At 65.6% G+C, this 15,160-nt stretch carries 18 protein-coding genes and 1 pseudogene; 11 read left to right on the top strand and 8 right to left on the bottom strand.

Annotated elements, in window-relative coordinates; translation table 11 throughout:
- Positions 1–135: 135 nt before the first annotated feature.
- Positions 136–648: an NAD(P)-binding domain-containing protein gene (locus tag OG700_RS17810; protein ID WP_405621779.1), complete on the bottom strand. Its 513-nt coding sequence runs from the start codon at positions 646–648 to the stop codon at positions 136–138.
- Between the two features lie 309 nt (positions 649–957).
- On the opposite strand from OG700_RS17810, the gene OG700_RS17805 reads away from it, so the two are divergent.
- The 6 genes from OG700_RS17805 to OG700_RS17780 all read left to right on the top strand — a co-directional run bounded on the left by OG700_RS17805 (position 958) and on the right by OG700_RS17780 (position 6,042).
- Positions 958–2,187, top strand: a complete 1,230-nt coding sequence (locus OG700_RS17805; protein ID WP_405614670.1) for a helix-turn-helix domain-containing protein — start codon at positions 958–960, stop codon at positions 2,185–2,187.
- Between the two features lie 283 nt (positions 2,188–2,470).
- A complete protein-coding gene (locus OG700_RS17800) occupies positions 2,471–2,689 on the top strand; it encodes a hypothetical protein (RefSeq protein WP_405614668.1) in 219 nt (72 codons plus the stop codon).
- Positions 2,686–2,895, top strand: a complete 210-nt coding sequence (locus tag OG700_RS17795; RefSeq protein ID WP_405614666.1) for a hypothetical protein — start codon at positions 2,686–2,688, stop codon at positions 2,893–2,895. Before OG700_RS17800 ends, OG700_RS17795 begins: the two co-directional genes overlap by 4 nt.
- Before the next feature lie 97 nt (positions 2,896–2,992).
- Entirely contained in the window at positions 2,993–4,225 is a 1,233-nt protein-coding gene (locus OG700_RS17790) for a hypothetical protein (protein WP_405614664.1), read from the top strand.
- Positions 4,226–4,333: 108 nt separating this feature from the next.
- Positions 4,334–5,656 carry a UDP-glucose dehydrogenase family protein gene (locus OG700_RS17785; protein WP_405614662.1) on the top strand — a complete coding sequence of 441 codons (1,323 nt, stop codon included), beginning with the start codon at positions 4,334–4,336 and terminating at the stop codon, positions 5,654–5,656.
- A gap of 26 nt (positions 5,657–5,682) precedes the next feature.
- Entirely contained in the window at positions 5,683–6,042 is a 360-nt protein-coding gene (locus tag OG700_RS17780; RefSeq protein WP_405614660.1) for a MazG-like family protein, read from the top strand.
- 664 nt (positions 6,043–6,706) lie between these two features.
- Here the strand turns inward: OG700_RS17780 and OG700_RS17775 are convergent.
- Positions 6,707–7,012, bottom strand: coding sequence for a hypothetical protein (locus OG700_RS17775; protein ID WP_405614658.1), 306 nt, complete (start codon positions 7,010–7,012; stop codon positions 6,707–6,709).
- A gap of 22 nt (positions 7,013–7,034) precedes the next feature.
- Here OG700_RS17775 and OG700_RS17770 point away from each other — a divergent pair, with 22 nt between their 5' ends.
- The 4 genes and pseudogenes from OG700_RS17770 to OG700_RS17755 form a co-directional block, all read left to right on the top strand.
- Complete coding sequence (locus OG700_RS17770) at positions 7,035–7,715, top strand: hypothetical protein (protein WP_405614656.1); 681 nt, start codon at positions 7,035–7,037, stop codon at positions 7,713–7,715.
- Positions 7,712–8,497: a DNA adenine methylase gene (locus OG700_RS17765; RefSeq protein ID WP_405614654.1), complete on the top strand. Its 786-nt coding sequence runs from the start codon at positions 7,712–7,714 to the stop codon at positions 8,495–8,497. Before OG700_RS17770 ends, OG700_RS17765 begins: the two co-directional genes overlap by 4 nt.
- Before the next feature lie 364 nt (positions 8,498–8,861).
- The gene (locus tag OG700_RS17760; protein ID WP_405614652.1) at positions 8,862–9,371 is read left to right on the top strand and encodes a hypothetical protein; all 510 of its coding nucleotides are present in this window, start codon (positions 8,862–8,864) and stop codon (positions 9,369–9,371) included.
- Between the two features lie 325 nt (positions 9,372–9,696).
- Positions 9,697–9,954, top strand: a pseudogene (locus OG700_RS17755) (DNA-binding protein); the annotation flags it as partial.
- Positions 9,955–10,234: 280 nt separating this feature from the next.
- Here OG700_RS17755 and OG700_RS17750 read toward each other — a convergent pair.
- The 4 genes from OG700_RS17750 to OG700_RS17735 form a co-directional block, all read right to left on the bottom strand.
- Positions 10,235–11,149: an IS982 family transposase gene (locus OG700_RS17750; protein ID WP_405607440.1), complete on the bottom strand. Its 915-nt coding sequence runs from the start codon at positions 11,147–11,149 to the stop codon at positions 10,235–10,237.
- Positions 11,150–11,203: 54 nt separating this feature from the next.
- Entirely contained in the window at positions 11,204–11,677 is a 474-nt protein-coding gene (locus tag OG700_RS17745; RefSeq protein WP_405607443.1) for a GNAT family N-acetyltransferase, read from the bottom strand.
- Between the two features lie 146 nt (positions 11,678–11,823).
- Positions 11,824–12,288 (bottom strand): transposase, encoded by a 465-nt coding sequence (locus OG700_RS17740; RefSeq protein WP_405608184.1) that lies wholly within the window; start codon positions 12,286–12,288, stop codon positions 11,824–11,826.
- Positions 12,285–12,824, bottom strand: a complete 540-nt coding sequence (locus OG700_RS17735; protein WP_405614650.1) for a winged helix-turn-helix domain-containing protein — start codon at positions 12,822–12,824, stop codon at positions 12,285–12,287. Before OG700_RS17735 ends, OG700_RS17740 begins: the two co-directional genes overlap by 4 nt.
- A 178-nt stretch (positions 12,825–13,002) precedes the next feature.
- Here OG700_RS17735 and OG700_RS17730 point away from each other — a divergent pair, with 178 nt between their 5' ends.
- On the top strand, positions 13,003–13,683 hold the full coding sequence (locus OG700_RS17730) for a hypothetical protein (protein ID WP_405614648.1): 681 nt from the start codon (positions 13,003–13,005) through the stop codon (positions 13,681–13,683).
- A 165-nt stretch (positions 13,684–13,848) separates the two neighbouring features.
- On the opposite strand, the gene OG700_RS17725 is transcribed toward OG700_RS17730, so the two are convergent.
- Together OG700_RS17725 and OG700_RS17720 are read right to left on the bottom strand one after the other, a co-directional pair.
- Complete coding sequence (locus OG700_RS17725; RefSeq protein ID WP_225994950.1) at positions 13,849–14,544, bottom strand: hypothetical protein; 696 nt, start codon at positions 14,542–14,544, stop codon at positions 13,849–13,851.
- A gap of 77 nt (positions 14,545–14,621) precedes the next feature.
- Positions 14,622–14,897 (bottom strand): hypothetical protein, encoded by a 276-nt coding sequence (locus OG700_RS17720; RefSeq protein WP_030595208.1) that lies wholly within the window; start codon positions 14,895–14,897, stop codon positions 14,622–14,624.
- Positions 14,898–15,160: the final 263 nt, after the last annotated feature.

Genomic DNA, 15,160 nt, shown 5'->3' with positions numbered 1-15,160 from the left:
CATCGCCCCAGTGCCGTCCAGGTCCCCCAGAGAACCCAAAGCTCTTCGGGCCAGCTGGCGAGTGGGCAGGCACCGAAGCGCCGTCAAATCTCCTGAGCATCCAAGCACGCGTTGATCACTAAGTGCTGCTCGAACTCATCGATAAACGCTGTCACGGGAGATGAACGAAGCCAAACCGGGTGTGTCCCCGACCTGGCACACGTGCAGCGCAGAGTCCGTGAACAGCGACGCCACCAGCTCGACGGCAGAGTCGGCCCCTGCGAGATAGAGCCGTGTGGCACGCCCCTCGCCTGGCGGCTGACCGAAAACGGCACCGTCGACAACTGCGGTGCCGGGGCGGATCTCGTCAGCGATGTGCCGTACGCGTTGAGGGCTGATGGCGTTGACATCGGCGTACACCCCCGCGAAGCCGTGCGCGGCCACCGCCGCCGCAATGTCCTCCGCCGCCTGTGGTGGGCAGACCGAGAGAACGACCGCGCTTCTGGACAGCGCTTCCGCGAGCGAGTCGTACGCCGTGGCACCGGCTTCCCTCCCGCGGAGCCAGGTGTTCTCACTGCGGCCCTTGGTCACCGACAGCGCCTCATGGCCGCCGGCGACGAGCTCGGCGGTGATCGCCGCGCCCATGGTTCCAGGGTGGAGGACAGTCACGGTGATCACTGGCTGCCTCCGGCGGTGCGCGACGTGGAATGTTCCTCATCCCCATGATCCGCTGTCTCTCGGCGCCGGCGGCTTCGGGCTCAATGCCTGATGGCAGTCCGGGCGCTGATGGCGGACAGAAGTGCCTCCGGTCTCGCACTCCCCGTTCAGGACGGGACCGCGGTACACGGGTCGTGGCCCCGACTGCCCGTGCAGCTCGTCTCACGCTGAAGCCGCGTCATGGGTACCGTGCAGGAGACGAACTCTGTACGGACAGACCGGCGGTCGCGCCGGATCGTCCGGCGGCTGGGAGGTGTCCTGATGCTGGAAGAAGCCGAGGAGATCGGCAAGCGCGCTCGCAGGGCGAGGCTGCGACTGGGCATGCCGCAGGCCGACCTGGCGACGGCCCTCGGGAAGTCCCAGGGCTGGGTGTCGAAGATGGAGCGTGGCCTGATCGAGCTGGACCGGGTCGGTCTGCTCAACCAGGTGGCCGCGGAACTGCACGTCCATCCCAACGACCTGATCGGACGCCCGTACAGCAGTTCCCCCGACGACAGCCAGTGGCAGATCGCCGCCTCGTCGATCCTGCGCGAGCTGCGCCGCTACGACCTCGTTCCCGTCTTCGACGGGGTCCCCCGACCGGCCTCACAGCTATGGCGTGAGGTGACCCGGCTGCACCGCCTGCGGGACACCGCCTCCAACGTCGCGATTCTCCGAGTTCTCCCGGACCTGTTCCGGGAAGCGCGCGCCCTGGCGGAGGACTCGGACGGGCACGAGCGGGAAGAGGCGTATGCCATTTACGCCGTGTGCTGCAAGTTCGCGCACACCGCCGCGCACGCCCTTGGACACCCGGAGTTGGTGGCCATGGCGTGCGAACGGGCCGCGTGGTCTGCCAGGTTGTCGGGAGATCCGGTGCTGCCTGCCGTCGCCGACTGGATGCGCGTCTGGGACATGTGGGCGACGGCTGACTGGGCCGACGCTCTGACCCTCTCGGACAAGGCGATCGCCTCGGTGCAACAGCCGTACGAGCACGGTGATCCGCTGGCCGTACGGGCTTGGGGCACGCTTCAGCTTCGAGCAGCCATCTCCGCCGCTCGGGCCAACCGCCCATCGGAAGCGGAGGACCGGATCGGTCACGCGAAGGACGCGGCGGAACGCATGGACGCGTACGTAGGGGCACCGGTGTACGACCGGCATTCGCTGACGTTCTCCGCCGGAAACGTGCAGATCCACGCGATCAGCGTGGCCCTGGAAATGGGCAAGCAGGGCAAGGCGCTGGAGATAGACCGCCGAACCAGCCCGAGCTTGATCGGTTCACTGCCCAACTCCCGTCAGGGACACCACCACATGGACGTGGCGCGGGCCTGGCTGTGGGACGGGAACCGGGCAAAGGCCCTGGCCGAGCTGGAGGCGGCTGAACGGATCGCGCCGCAGCTCGTACGTAATCACCCCATCGCCCGTTCAACGCTCCGCAGCATCGTCTACGCCGAACGAGCAGCCACAAGGGAGAAGCTGCGGCACATGTCCGACCGCTTTCACCTGGACGGATAGGGGTCGTATTCCTCCGGCTCATATTCGAGGCTCGTCCTGTCCCTAACTTCGGGGCATGACGCGACGACGCTCTTCTCATCTCCCCTCACAGGGAGCCGAGTTAGGTACAGCAGCACCGTTCGTTCCACGACTCGGCGACCTCACCACGGACAGCGCTCGCGATGGCCGCGTAGGGGTCGTGGTCGCTCTCCCCGGTGAGGGCTCCGCTACCACGTACCACCTGCTTCCGCCCGGGGGCGGCGCCCCCTGGTCCGCGCCCGCCGACGGAACAACGCTCAGTCCCGTGCCGGTGAGAACCACCCACGCCACGCTCTCGGCCGGACGGGACGCGGTCTACGACCCGCGGGCCCGGCAGGGATCGGTTCCCATCGAGTTCCACTTGGATGACGGCTCGACCCTCGATGGCGCGCTCATCCTCACCTCTGTCGAGCTGGAGTGGCTGCACCAGCAGACCAGCCGCCTCGTCGACGCACACGGACGGGCCCTCGGCGGCACCCCGTGAATGGGGCTCGGCGACGCCACGCCCGAAAAGCCGCGCCGCGCTCCGTACGCCCCGAAGGCGGAGGCATCGCGCTCACGCTTCTGGCCGTCGCCGGCCTGGTGGGCCCGGCCTGGGCACTGCGTGAGCAGGCCGCCCCGCTCCTCAACGGCCTCGGTCACCAGCCCGCCGCCGTCTCGGCGGACGCGAGCTCGCCCTCCGACCGCTGACTCCGCTCCGCTGTCCGGGTCGTTCACCCCACCTTCCCGGCCAACGGAGCCTGCCATGCACCCGGAACATCCAGGCGTGTTTCTCCAGGGAGAGATCATGGACATCCCGTACATCGTCATCGACCAGCTCACCCCCGACCAACAGCAGGTCTGGAAGACCTACTTCGGCGACGCCGACCGACCCCGCTACATCGAGGAAGGCATCTGGCGCCGAACGCAGGAGAAGGCCACGGCCGAACAGAGCGGCTGGACGGCCGCCGACGACGCCCGGCGGCGGATCATCCGCTACCGCTACCGGTACGGCCTGGTCCCCACCACCGCCGCGCCGGCCATCGGCCTGACCGACCTGTACCTCTACCACTCCGCTACCGCTCCAGCGGATGAGATCGACGCGCACCACGACGCCCTGTGGGACTCGCTCGCCACCGGCGGCTGGAAGGAGGCTCCTGGCGGATTCTTATGGACACGCCGGGATCTGAAGTGCCGCATCACCGAACACGACGTCCACCCCCAGGACGCCGCTGCGGGCCGTACCCTGCCCGTCGGCTACCGGAGCCTGGACGTCCAGATCGCCTCGGTGTCCTACGCACCGCCGCCCTCGGTCCGGCAGCTGCCGTGGAACGTCCTCTCCACCGGGATCAGGTGCAAGGACCGCCCCGGTACGCCGACCCGCGTCACGGACCTGTCCGTCCTCGCGGACCTGCTGCCGTTCCAGGTCGAGATCGGCTGCGGCACGTCGGTCGAGGCGGGTATCCCGCCCCTGCACCGGCTCCACGAGATCTACCGGGTAACCGACCGCCATGGCCACGAGCCTCGGGAACCCCGCTTCACACTCTCCCCGACAGCGGACACGCTCCTCCACGAGGTTCTGACGGAGCCGGAGGAGAAGACTGCGGAGTTCGTGGAGATGTTCCGCGCCTGCTTCCTGGCCGAACCGACTCCAGCGATGTGGGCGCTGAAGGAACTGAAGGACGCCGGTCACCTCGTCGGCCCGGTCATCACCAACAACTTCGACGTGCTCGCGGCGCGCGCCGGGCTCGACGAGTGCTTCATGCGCCGCTACGACCAGGCCGTACCCGACGTCGAGTGGGTGGACGGCGCCAAGGCCCTCCTCGTCGTCGGCCTGCACGCCGACCGACGCAAGGTCCAGGCCCGCGCCCGCGCTCGCGGCATGCAGGTCGTCTACCTGGACCCGGAAGGCTTCTGGCGTGACGGTCAGTTCATGCCGTATCCGCTGGAAGGCCCCCAGAACGGCGACCTGGTGTGCCGAGCGACCGCCGCCGAGGCGCTGCCCGCCCTCGTCAACCTGCTCAAGCAGCACGCTGGTTGATCCACCTGCACGAAGAGGGCCGCGCCGGGTGTTGGCGCTAGCGTGACGCACCCGGCCGGCCCGGACTCCCCTGGGCGGGCGAGAGGCAAGGAAAGGAGCGTCGACCCCATGCGCGTATCCGTCATCGGCTGTGGTCATCTGGGCATCCCCCACTCCGCTGCCATGGCCGAGATCGGCCACGAGGTCATCGGCGTGGACCTGGACCAGGCGAAGATCGACCGCCTCAACGCCGGCGAGTGCCCCATCTACGAGGAGGGCCTGCCCGAACTCCTCAGCGCCCACACCGCCACCGGACGCCTGCGGTTCACCACCAGCCTCGCCGAGGCAGCCGAGTTCGCCGACATCCACTTCCTGGCCGTGGGCACGCCGATCGACGCCGACGGGCGGAGCTACGACACCGGACAGGTCTTCGGCGCCGCCCGCGCCCTCGCCCCGCACCTGACCCGCCCCACGGTCGTCATCGGCAAGTCCACGGTCACCGTCGGCACCTCCCGCGACCTGGGCTCCCTGCTCGCACGGCTCTCCCCTGCAGGTGAGGGCGTGGAGGTCGTCTGGAACCCGGAGTTCCTGCGCGAGGGCCACGCCATCGACGACACCTTGAGCCCCGACCGCATCGTCGTCGGCGTCCCGTCTGCCCGCGCCGAGGATGCGGTACGTGAGGTCTACGCGCCCCTCCTGGCGAACGGCATTCCGCTGTTCGTGACCGACCCCGCCACGGCCGAACTCATCAAGGGTGCCGCCAACGCCTACGTCGGCATGAAGATCTCCTTCATCAACGGCGTTGCCGACATGTGCACCGCCGCCGGAGCCGATGTCCAGCAGCTCACCGAGGCCATCGGCCTGGACCCCCGCATCGGCCGCGGCGGCCTGAACGCCGGCCCCGGCTACGGGGGCGGCTGCCTCCCGAAGGACGTCCGTGCCTTCACCGCCTCCGCCCGCACCCTGGGCGCCGCCGAGGCAGCGACCATGCTGCGCGCGGCGGAGGAAGTCAACGAATCCCGACCTACCGCCGCGCTGAGGCTCATCGAGCAGACGCTCGGCCGACCCTTCGACGGCGTACGCATCACCGTCTGGGGCGCCTCCTTCAAGGCCGGAACCGACGACGTCCGTGAATCCCCTGCTCTGGCAATCGCCGCACTCATGCACCAGCGCGGCGCGACCGTCACCGTCCACGACCCGCACGCCGTGCCCACAGCACTGCGCCGCCACCCCGAACTCGACTACTGCGAAGACCTCGAAGACTCCCTCGCGGCAGCCGAGCTGATCGTCCTGGCCACCGAATGGCCCCACTTCCGCGAGGCCGACCCCAAGGCCCTCGCCCCACTGGTCGCGGACCAGGTCCTCGTCGACCTCCGCAACCTCATCGACGCCGACGCCTGGCGCATGGCCGGATGGACCGTACGCCAGCTCGGACGACCCGCACAGGAATAGCCGAACCCATCGACCGGAGGTCCGACGTGGACACCCTGTGGGACAACATCGAGAAGCTCTCCGCCGTCTGCCGAGCGGCCGGCTCCCATCTCCCCGACGAGGAGCTGAAAGCCCTCCAGGTCGGCAAGGTCGCCGAGGAAGCCGGCGAGGCCATGCACGCCCTCCACGGCCTGAAGGGCCTCACCACCTGCGGCGACGACCACACCTGGGCCGAGGTCCAGAACGACCTGGTCGGAGCCGTCATCGCAGCCCTCCTCGCGATGGACTACATCGACCCCACGGGCGCCCTACTTCATCAAGGCGGCTCGCTCCGCTCGCCGCGCGCTCCCCAGCTACGCCGGTCGCGCTGCTGGAGCGAGCACCATGGTGGGCGAAACCCGCTGTAGCTGGGGCGGTCGGCTTCACGGCTTTAGCCCGCTCCCCGGTTCGGGTCCCGCGTCGAGCAAGACCAGGGGACCACTCGTTCAAATTCCGGGCAGGATCACCGCCTGCCCGAGTTGCCGGCCAGCGTACGGCCCCCTGATCATGCTCGACCCCAAACCAGGCAGGACACCGGCCAAACCCGCTCCGCCGACCTTGCGCGAGACGGTTACAGGCCACCTGGCGAAAAAGCATCTGTATAGCAATGAGGTCATCAGCCCGCGTATGATCTGCCTGCCAGAAAATGTGGTGCACCGCAAGGGGGCGGCGAGGACTATGAGTGGCATGAAACAAGCAAGCATGCATGTGGCGTCTCTGACCTTTGGACGAGCTGAACCCTCGGCACGCACAGCCAACTAGCAGTCTCGAAGAATCGATCGCCGCCATCCTCGATAAGGATACGGACAAGATCCTGCGGCTGGCCAGAAGCATCGCCGAAAGAGGCCTAAACCCGACCGAGCTCATCGTAGTCATGCCCGATGGTGATCTAAATATCGTTCTTGAGGGCAACCGCCAGGATCGCAACACTCAAGCTACTCCACAAACCGAGCCTGGCTCCGAACGTGCAACTCCAGCGGAAATTTGCCGCCATCGCCTCAAAGGCGGAAGTCCCTCGGCGGGTTCAGTGCATTATCGCAGAGAACCGGGCAGCAAGCCGCGCCGTGGATCAAGCTCAGGCACACCGGCGAGAACAAGGGCGTCGGTGTCGTAAAGTGGGATCCCGCAGAGGTAAGCAGGTTTAGCGGCCGCTCTAATCCCACTGAGAAAGCCAGGCTCCTCACGGAAGCCATGAACGTATGGTTCGTAGATGACGTCGACCTCCTCGCCGATGTTGCAACCGTCCGGGAAAACAGGATCACCAACCTGGGCCGAATGATCGGGGACCCGGAAATCCGGGAAGAGGTTGGGTATCTCGTTTGATGGAGATTCAGTCATTTCCGAATTCTCCAAAGAGCGGGTGCACCGAATCCTCTCCCGCCTGTTCCATGATCTGGCCGGCTCCTATTCGGTGGATAAGATCAAGACGAAGGGCCAGCGGACCAAGTATCTGCAGGATGTCGAAGAGGACTTGCCGCGGCTGGCAGATCGACTAGAGGAACCGAAGAGGTTTTCAACCGCCAATCCGGCTGGCAGCGCAGAGCCAGTTGATGCTAACAAGATGCCGGAGCCGAAGACCCCGAATCCCCCTAGGCGTAGGCGGCCAGACTTCGAGAAGCGGCTGTTTCAAGGCGTTTCACTGCACAACGTAAGCATTCGCACCTCGGAGGTCTTCCAAGAGGCGAAGCGGCTCAGCCTCGACGAGATGCCAAACATCGCGGCTATCATGGTGCGGGTCGTGGTGGACATCGTAGTTCTCGACGCTGCGCATCAACTCGGCTGGGGCCGGGGCCAGGGCGACCTTAAGAGCCGGATCGGTGCCGCGCTCCATCAGGTTGATCCGGCAAAAGACAACCCGGCGCTCAGCGATGCTTGGCGCTTCTCGCAGAAGGACGAAGGAGCACTTGTGCTGAAAACCCTCCACCAGTTCGTGCACAACTGGCAGTCCAGCCCGCTCACGGCCGAAGTTCGGAAACTCAGCTTGGCTTACGGTCCCCTGCTGACGCAGATTGATGAGCTCATCGAGAAGAAGAAGCGATGAGGTATATCAGCCCTCTGCGATATCCTGGAGGAAAGGCGCGTCTAGCGCCCTATATCGCGCACCTCCTTTCGCGACAACGCCCGCGTCCCCGATCGTACGCTGAAGCCTTTGCCGGGGGCGCGGGCGCCGCATTGCGTCTGCTTGTTGACAACGAAGTGGACCACATTCACATCAATGACCTCGACCCAGGCGTAGCAGCCCTGTGGCGTTGCATTTTCTTCGATTCCGACAGCCTTACCGAAGCGGTCGCCTCAGCAAAAGTAACCATCGACGAATGGCATCGCCACGCAGATGTCTATAATAATCCTTCCGGTCGATCCGACATCGAACTCGGCTTCTCAACGTTCTTTCTGAATAGGTGCAATCGTTCCGGAATTCTGCGAGCGCGCCCTATCGGCGGGCTCGACCAGACCGGAAATTGGAAAATCGATGCCAGATTTAATCGAGACTCATTGATTGAGGGAATCGACAATCTGGCAAAATTGCATGATCGCGTTAGTATTTCACAAATGGATGCACGCTCCTTTATTCGACATCTTGAGCCGCAGAGCGACGAAACGTTGATGTATGTAGATCCGCCCTACATCGTTCAGGGAGACAAGCTCTATCTCGACTCGCTAACCGGAGAAGACCACCAAGAACTGGCGGAACTACTGCGTCAAACTCCCCTGAGGTGGCTTCTCACGACGCCAATAAGCGCATCACCGAAGAATTGTATAAGGGTTTCCGCTGTGTGGAGTTTGACATTCTACACACGGCACAGATACAGCGGACAGGCGTAGAGTATGCGATCTTTGGAAATAGATTGATTCTACCAGAGGTCACTGGAATTATCGGCGAAGGAAATTTCAGATGGATGACATCTAAGAGGAAACGCGAAACCTCACAGGGTGTCGCCAAAAATCGCGGCGCGCAACTTACTATCTAGTATTCGGACGCGACGTCGGCCGTACCAGACGCGTCGGCAAGTAGCGGTCAACCACGGAGCCTTCCCGGGGAGGCACAAGCCTCACCTCCCCATTAAAAGCTGATCGGAGCAGTACCAAGCGGGGTTGCGGTGATTCCAAGGCTGCGAGCTGCACGAGCTTCGGCTGTGGGGCGTAACCGGCGGACGGCCGGTGGGTGAAGGTTCTAGCCTTTCCTGTCATGGAGTGGATACCGCTGGTCAGTACGGCACTTGGTGCGGCAATCGGGGTTGGCTCCACCTTGTTGGCCGATCGGGCCAGGTGGCGCAGGGACCGTGCCGGCCAGGACCTCGACGTGCGAAGGCAGTTGTATGCCGACTACACCGCTGCGCTCTCACGGATCCGCACAGCGCTCAATGAGTGCGCGCAGGAGGACATCCCGGCCGCGGAACGACAGGGAAGAGTCCGTGAGGTGTTCCTGACGCCTGGCGCGTACGAGATCCGTCACCAGTTGGCCATCGTCGCACCACTGGAGATCGTGGAAGCCTCACGATCAGCGTTCGTGGTCCTGAGGGACACCCGTGACCTGCTCGTGGCAGGTGCCTCGGCCGACGACGCGGCCTACGTGGAACTGGAGGAGAGGTTCGATGCCGCCGTGGCCGAGCTCCGCGCCGTGATGCGTCTTGACCTTGGGGCAGCCGGGGCGATTGCGGCACGATTACACGCAGCCCGGCGGGACGGCATCCGCTGAAGCCCGCACCAGATGCGCACCAGTTGGTACGGCGAACCACGGTCAACGACGGCTGCCGAAGCAGTGCCCCTTGCGCCCCAGTGGGTGCATAGCTACTGGTCAGGTGCCTTGATGACATAGCATTCCCTGCGATTCCCAAGCTCAGAGCGCGAGTTCGATTCTCGTCATCCGCTCCATGATGAAGGCCCTGGTCAATGACTGGGGCCTTTCGCTTGCCCTCCAGCGGCGTCGGTCCAAATCCTTGCCCCGCAGTGGACTGCCGGAGAGCGGCCGCTCTGTCATCACCCGACGCATGCGGTCGCAACCATCAAGGCAGGGCCTGTAACTCACCCACTCCCGCACCAACATGCCTCGCCTGAACTGGGCCCTCTCCCGCGTCAAGGTGGAGCCCGTCACCGAGCAGGCTGCGAAAGCAGCAGCGGAACTCCTCAAAGGTGCCGGACTGCACGGGCACAAGTACGCCATCGACGCCACAGTCGCCGAAGTCGCCCTGCGCCAGCCGAAACCCGTCGCCCTCCTGACCTCCGACAGCGACGACATGACCAGACTCTGCGGAGACCAGGTCCGCATCATCCCTCTCTGACCCGCCGGCCCACCCCCTAACGGGGTCCGCGGCACCGCTACTCTCGTGCCCCATCTGTGCCCAGCAGAGCGGACAACAGCGGTCGGGAGCGGCTTCTACAGACCGCGACCATCCACCCCGGCCGTCGCAAAAGCGCAGTTCAGAGCCCCTCTCACGGCTCAAGGACCGCTGATTCCCAAGCTCAGAGCGCGAGTTCGATTCTCGTCACCCGCTCTTCCATGAGGCCTCAGGTCAGCGACCTGGGGCCTCATCGTTGTCTAGATGATCAATTCCAAGGGGCTTAGTGGTCGTAGGCAGTGAGCGTGCGCATGGTCGGCTGGCCGGTGCGGTCGTTGTGCCAGATCGCGGCGGTGAGCGCGAGGATGCGTTGCAGGACTCGGACGGTCACACCATTGGGGGTGCGGCCTCGGTGTCGTTCGAGGTCGAGCTGGCCCTTGAAGGTCTCGTTGACCGACTCGATGACCTGGCGCAGTGGCTTGAACAGCTGTGATCCGGCTCGCTGTGGCTCGCCCTTGCGGGCCGGCCGCAGGAGGCGGATGTCCAGGTCGGCGAGCCGCTGTTCGAACTCTCGGCCGAAGTAGTTCTTGTCTCCGATCAGTGTCTGTCCCGGGTGTTCGGCGGTGAGACGGGGTTCGACGGCGAGCAGGTCGAGCAGGGTCTCGCGCTCGTCTGCCTTGGCCCCGGTGAGTGCGAACGCGATCGGCAGGCCGTGAAGGGTGCAGACCAGATGCAGCCGCAGTCCCCAGAAGTAGCGCGAGTGGCTGGCGCAGTAGCCGTACTGGGCCCATCCGGCCAGGTCGGAGCGTTTGACGGTCTCTCGGGAGCGCCCGCACTCGACGGGCGTGGAGTCCGCCACCCACACGTCGTCGCTCCACAGTGTGGTGTCGCGGGCCAGTGCCCGGGTGACCCGGCGGATCAGTTCGGCGGCCTTGCGCAGCCGCTTGTTGTAGCCGGGCTGCTGGGGCAGGTACGGAAAGAGGTGGCGCAGGTGGGCGCCGGCGTGGCGCAGCCAGCGGGCCTCGGAGGTGAAACCGAGCATCGCCTGCATCATCGCCAGCGTTACCAGCTCGGCGTCGCTGAGCTGCGGCACGATGCCCACGGCCGGACGCTGCGGGGCGAATTGCGGCGAGTCCTTCAGCAGGTCGTCGGTCTTCACATAGAGTGCGGTCGCGAGGGTGTCCAGGTCGTTCGTCACAGACTGACCTTGGGCGCCCTCGCATCGTCCGCGCAGGCAGTGCGAGAACTTCGCTCAGCTGGGCGCGACAGGCTGTTCGAGGAGCTCGTCCGGTCCGTCGAATCCGCAGCGCCGGTACAGCGGCGCACTGCGCTCAGACGGCCACACGATCAACGTATCCAGGCCGCGAACGCGCGCATAGCCGGTGGCCTCGTCGAGCAGGGCCTTGCCCAGACCGCGATTGCGCTGTTCAGGGGCGACGTAGAAGTTCGTCACGTAGCCCAGGGCGTCGGAACCCGGGTAGGGACTGGGGACCTTCTCCACAAGACACACGAACACGTGACCACAGGGCCGACCGCCCACTTCCGCAACCCAGGCACGCCACGGCCCGACCATCCGGGAACGCAGCCACTGCTCGCACTCGGCGGTGAACTCCTCCTCGTTCCGCGGGACTTCATCTCCGCCGTCCTCCACCTTGAACCGCCAGCGCATGGCTGCCAGCGCGGTCGCGTCATCGGACTCGGCCCGACGGATAACAACGTCACTCATGGCCAAACTCTCGCAGACCGATCCGACGAAGCGAAACTGCCTACGACCGTCCAACGACCCCTTGGAATTGATCATCTAGACCTGATCAGGAACCGCGCACCACCTTTGCGCCACCTGGTCCCTCGCGCAGCGTCCAACGGCACCGGCTACTGAGGTTGTAGGCGTGGTGTCGTCAGTGTGAGACCGGTTCCGGTGAAGGCGGTGTTGGCCTGGGTGGTCCGACGGAGTACTGACCAGATGCCTTCGACGGGGTTGAGGTCGGGTGCGTAAGGCGGCAGGTGGTAGGCGGTGATCCAGTCCTGTGCGTCGATGAAGGCCCGCATGCGGCGGTCTTTGTGGACGTTCAGGTTGTCCCATATGAGGACGATGGGTCCGTCGAGCTGCTGGTGGGCGGCGATGAGGAGGTCGCGGTACTCGGTCCAGGCGAAGCTCTTGCGGCCACCGCTCTTGTGGTCGGTATGCCGTTTGGGCCGGTAGATCAGGCGGGAGCGTTCGCCGGGCTGGTAGCAGCACAGGGCTGCCACGGAGAAGCGACGCTGGGAACGACCCCGGACGCGGATGACCGGGGTGGATCCGCGTCTGCCCCACGTGCGTGAGGTCGGCGGCGTCATCGAGAATCCGGCCTCGTCTTCGAAGACGATCCAGGCCCCGAGCGCCGCCGCGGTGGTTCCAGGTGCCGCCACACCTCCTTCACCCAGCCGGCGACGGCTGCCTCGTCGCGCTCGACGGCACGACGGGCCGGAACCTGATGGCTCCAGCCACGGCGCCGCAGCATCTGGGAGATCCCCGACAGCGTCATGGACTTATGGAACCGTCGGCCGATCAACGTCCTGATCCGGGCGAGCGTCCACCGCTGGTCCGGCCAGCCGTGAGCGACCGGCCCCTTGGCCAACTCCTCCTCGAGCACCGCGAACAGTCGGTCATTCAGCTTCGGACGGGACACCGGGCCGCGGGAACGGACCGCGTCCTGGCCGGCCTCCCGCCAGGACCGCCGCCACCGCTGAACCGACCGGACGCTGACCCGTAACTCCTTCGCGATCTCCGTACCGCCACGTCCGTCGGCGAACATGGCGACCGCTTCCATCCGGACCCGCTCGCGAAATGCTTGCCTCTCCGCGGTCAGACCCCCACCCTGCGGATACCTCATACCTCCGGCATACCGCGACGATCACCAACCGTCAGCCCCTACGACAAGACGACTTCAAGGTCAGTAACCATGGATTCGTCGACGCCACTGGTGCGTAGGCGTCGCCAAGTCCATCAACCGGGTAACGAGGTATCCCACCCCGACCGACGCCGGCAGTGCAGCCATTACGATCGCGCGCATGCCTCCGCACCCTCACCTTCCCGCTGTCACCGACGCCGCCAACGCCTTATCCGCCGGGCTGCAAAACCCTTCGCTGCTGGTGGGCCTTCACCGCGACATCGACGGCTTGACCGGGAAGGACGGCAAGTCGCTCGGGCGCTCGACGAAGCAGTACGCCCTGCGGTGGGGAATCTTCACGATGTCCTACGCGGCCGTCGAAGCCTTCTTCAACGACGTCCTTGCCCTCGATCCGTCCCAGACGCGGCATCTCCCGCTCAACCCGGACAAGCTCCGCCACGTAGGGCAGCAGCACGCGGTCCGGCTCTTCACCAACGACTGGGGAGTTCGTACGAGAATTCTGGGCAATGCCCCCGGCAACCGATCGCGTTGGACGGCTTACGTGGGCACCCAAGAGGTGCAGCTGTACCTCGCCGACATGAAGAACCTCCGCGACATCCTGAGCCACGGAGGGGACCCATACGCGGTGTCGAACCGCTCTGGAGCCTTGTGGCCCCTGAAGAGCGGCAGGCACTCGATGCGCCTCATGGGCGCTGAAGGCTTCATCCAAGCGTGCTGTGACCTCGCCTCGCAAACCGTGCTCGCCTTCGGTGGGGACTCTGCCGACCTTCCCAAGTGGCCAGAGCCTGAGCGGTCGGGACTTTCTGCGGAACGGCGTCCGTCGCTGCCGCTGTTGGACTGATCACATCCGCCCGGCTACCTGCTCCATCGCTCATCGTTGTCCAGTTCACTGACGGACGCCGCTGTCCGCTGCTGTACACGGCTCAGAGCGCGAGTTCGATTCTCGTCACCCGCTCTTTAATGAAGGCCCAGGTCAGTGACCTGGGCCTTGTTTCTGTTCCGGCTGCTACGGCTCTGCGTCGAGGACTCGGGCGGCTTCGCGAGGGTCCATCAGGTTGGACCAGGCTTGTTCGGCGGGGAGCAGGTCCCGCTCCGGCAGGGCGTATTCGGGGTACCAGCCGTCGGCCTCACAGCCGGGGACGTTGCGCAGGATCAAAGTGGCGAGGTTCGGCGGGACCGAACCCGTGATCCGCACCGCGAGGTAGGTTTCGTGACCGTCGTCGGCGCGGACCTGAAGGCCGATGGTGAAGGTGTCGAAATCCACCGTGTGCTCCTCGCCGTCCCGGAGGGTAGAACGGCTCAGGGTCAGAACCGTGGTCCGGAGCCGCCTGACGAAACGGACTCCCGCTTCGGCGCGATAGCGGACGTGGTCGTCGCGAGTGGGGAGCAAGTGGGCAGTGTACGTGGCGGACTTGAGTGCGTCGGCGTTGCCAGCGTTGTAGCGGGTTCGGGCGGTCTTGCCGTCAGCTTCGAGAGCGGCGTAGAAGTCGTCGGTGGAGCCGTCCTCGCGGCGGCCGGCCGCCACCAGCCACGGAAGATCGGCGTCCACCCAGACCGCCCCGCGCCAGCGCTGGACCTTCACCTTGAACAACACCTGGTCATCGACAGCGCGAATGCGCTCATGCTTGGCATCGTCCGCCGCGAACTGCTCGGCGGTCTTCGCCAGGATCGGGTGCTCGATCCCGTCGAGGGGGTCGGTCACCGCCGGCAGGGGGAGTCCGAGGTCATCGCATAGGCATCGCAGGGTGGGTCTGGCGGGACGCATCGCAGCGGGACCAGTCATTCGTCGATCCCGCCGACCGCGTCGATCTCCTCCGATGTCAGCCCGGTCAGGAGCATGACGTCCGACTTCAGGGAGCCGTCCAGGACGCTGAGCGCCTCCACCATGCCCTCACGCAAATCCTCACGCCTCTGGTCCAGATAGACCCGTACCGCCTCCGCGACCAGGTCCTTCTTCGTCAGGCCCAGGAAATGCGCGCCCTGGCTGATCAACTTGTCCGTCGCCGGGTCCACCTTGAGCGGCGACTGCCGGGGCGGCTTCGAAGCCGTGGTCATAAATCCCACCTCCACATCTACGGTACCTTAGTACCTCACATTGTCTCGCTGTTGACCGCACTGAGACGCGGTCCGCCGACCGCCCGTATCAGGGATGAAATCGCACGACGGCAAGCGCCTGATCCAGCACGGTGACGCTTCCCCGCTCACGGCACGGCGGCATCGATCACCCTCGTGCCCCATCCGTGCCCTTCGGAGCGGATAGCAGCGGTCAAGTACGGTGGCCAGAGACCACACCAGCCTCGACCGATCCAGCCAAACAT

The organism is Streptomyces sp. NBC_01508 (genome assembly GCF_045040315.1).
Taxonomy (GTDB): Bacteria; Actinomycetota; Actinomycetes; order Streptomycetales; family Streptomycetaceae; genus Streptomyces.
This window is presented reverse-complemented; position numbering and strand designations above follow the sequence as displayed.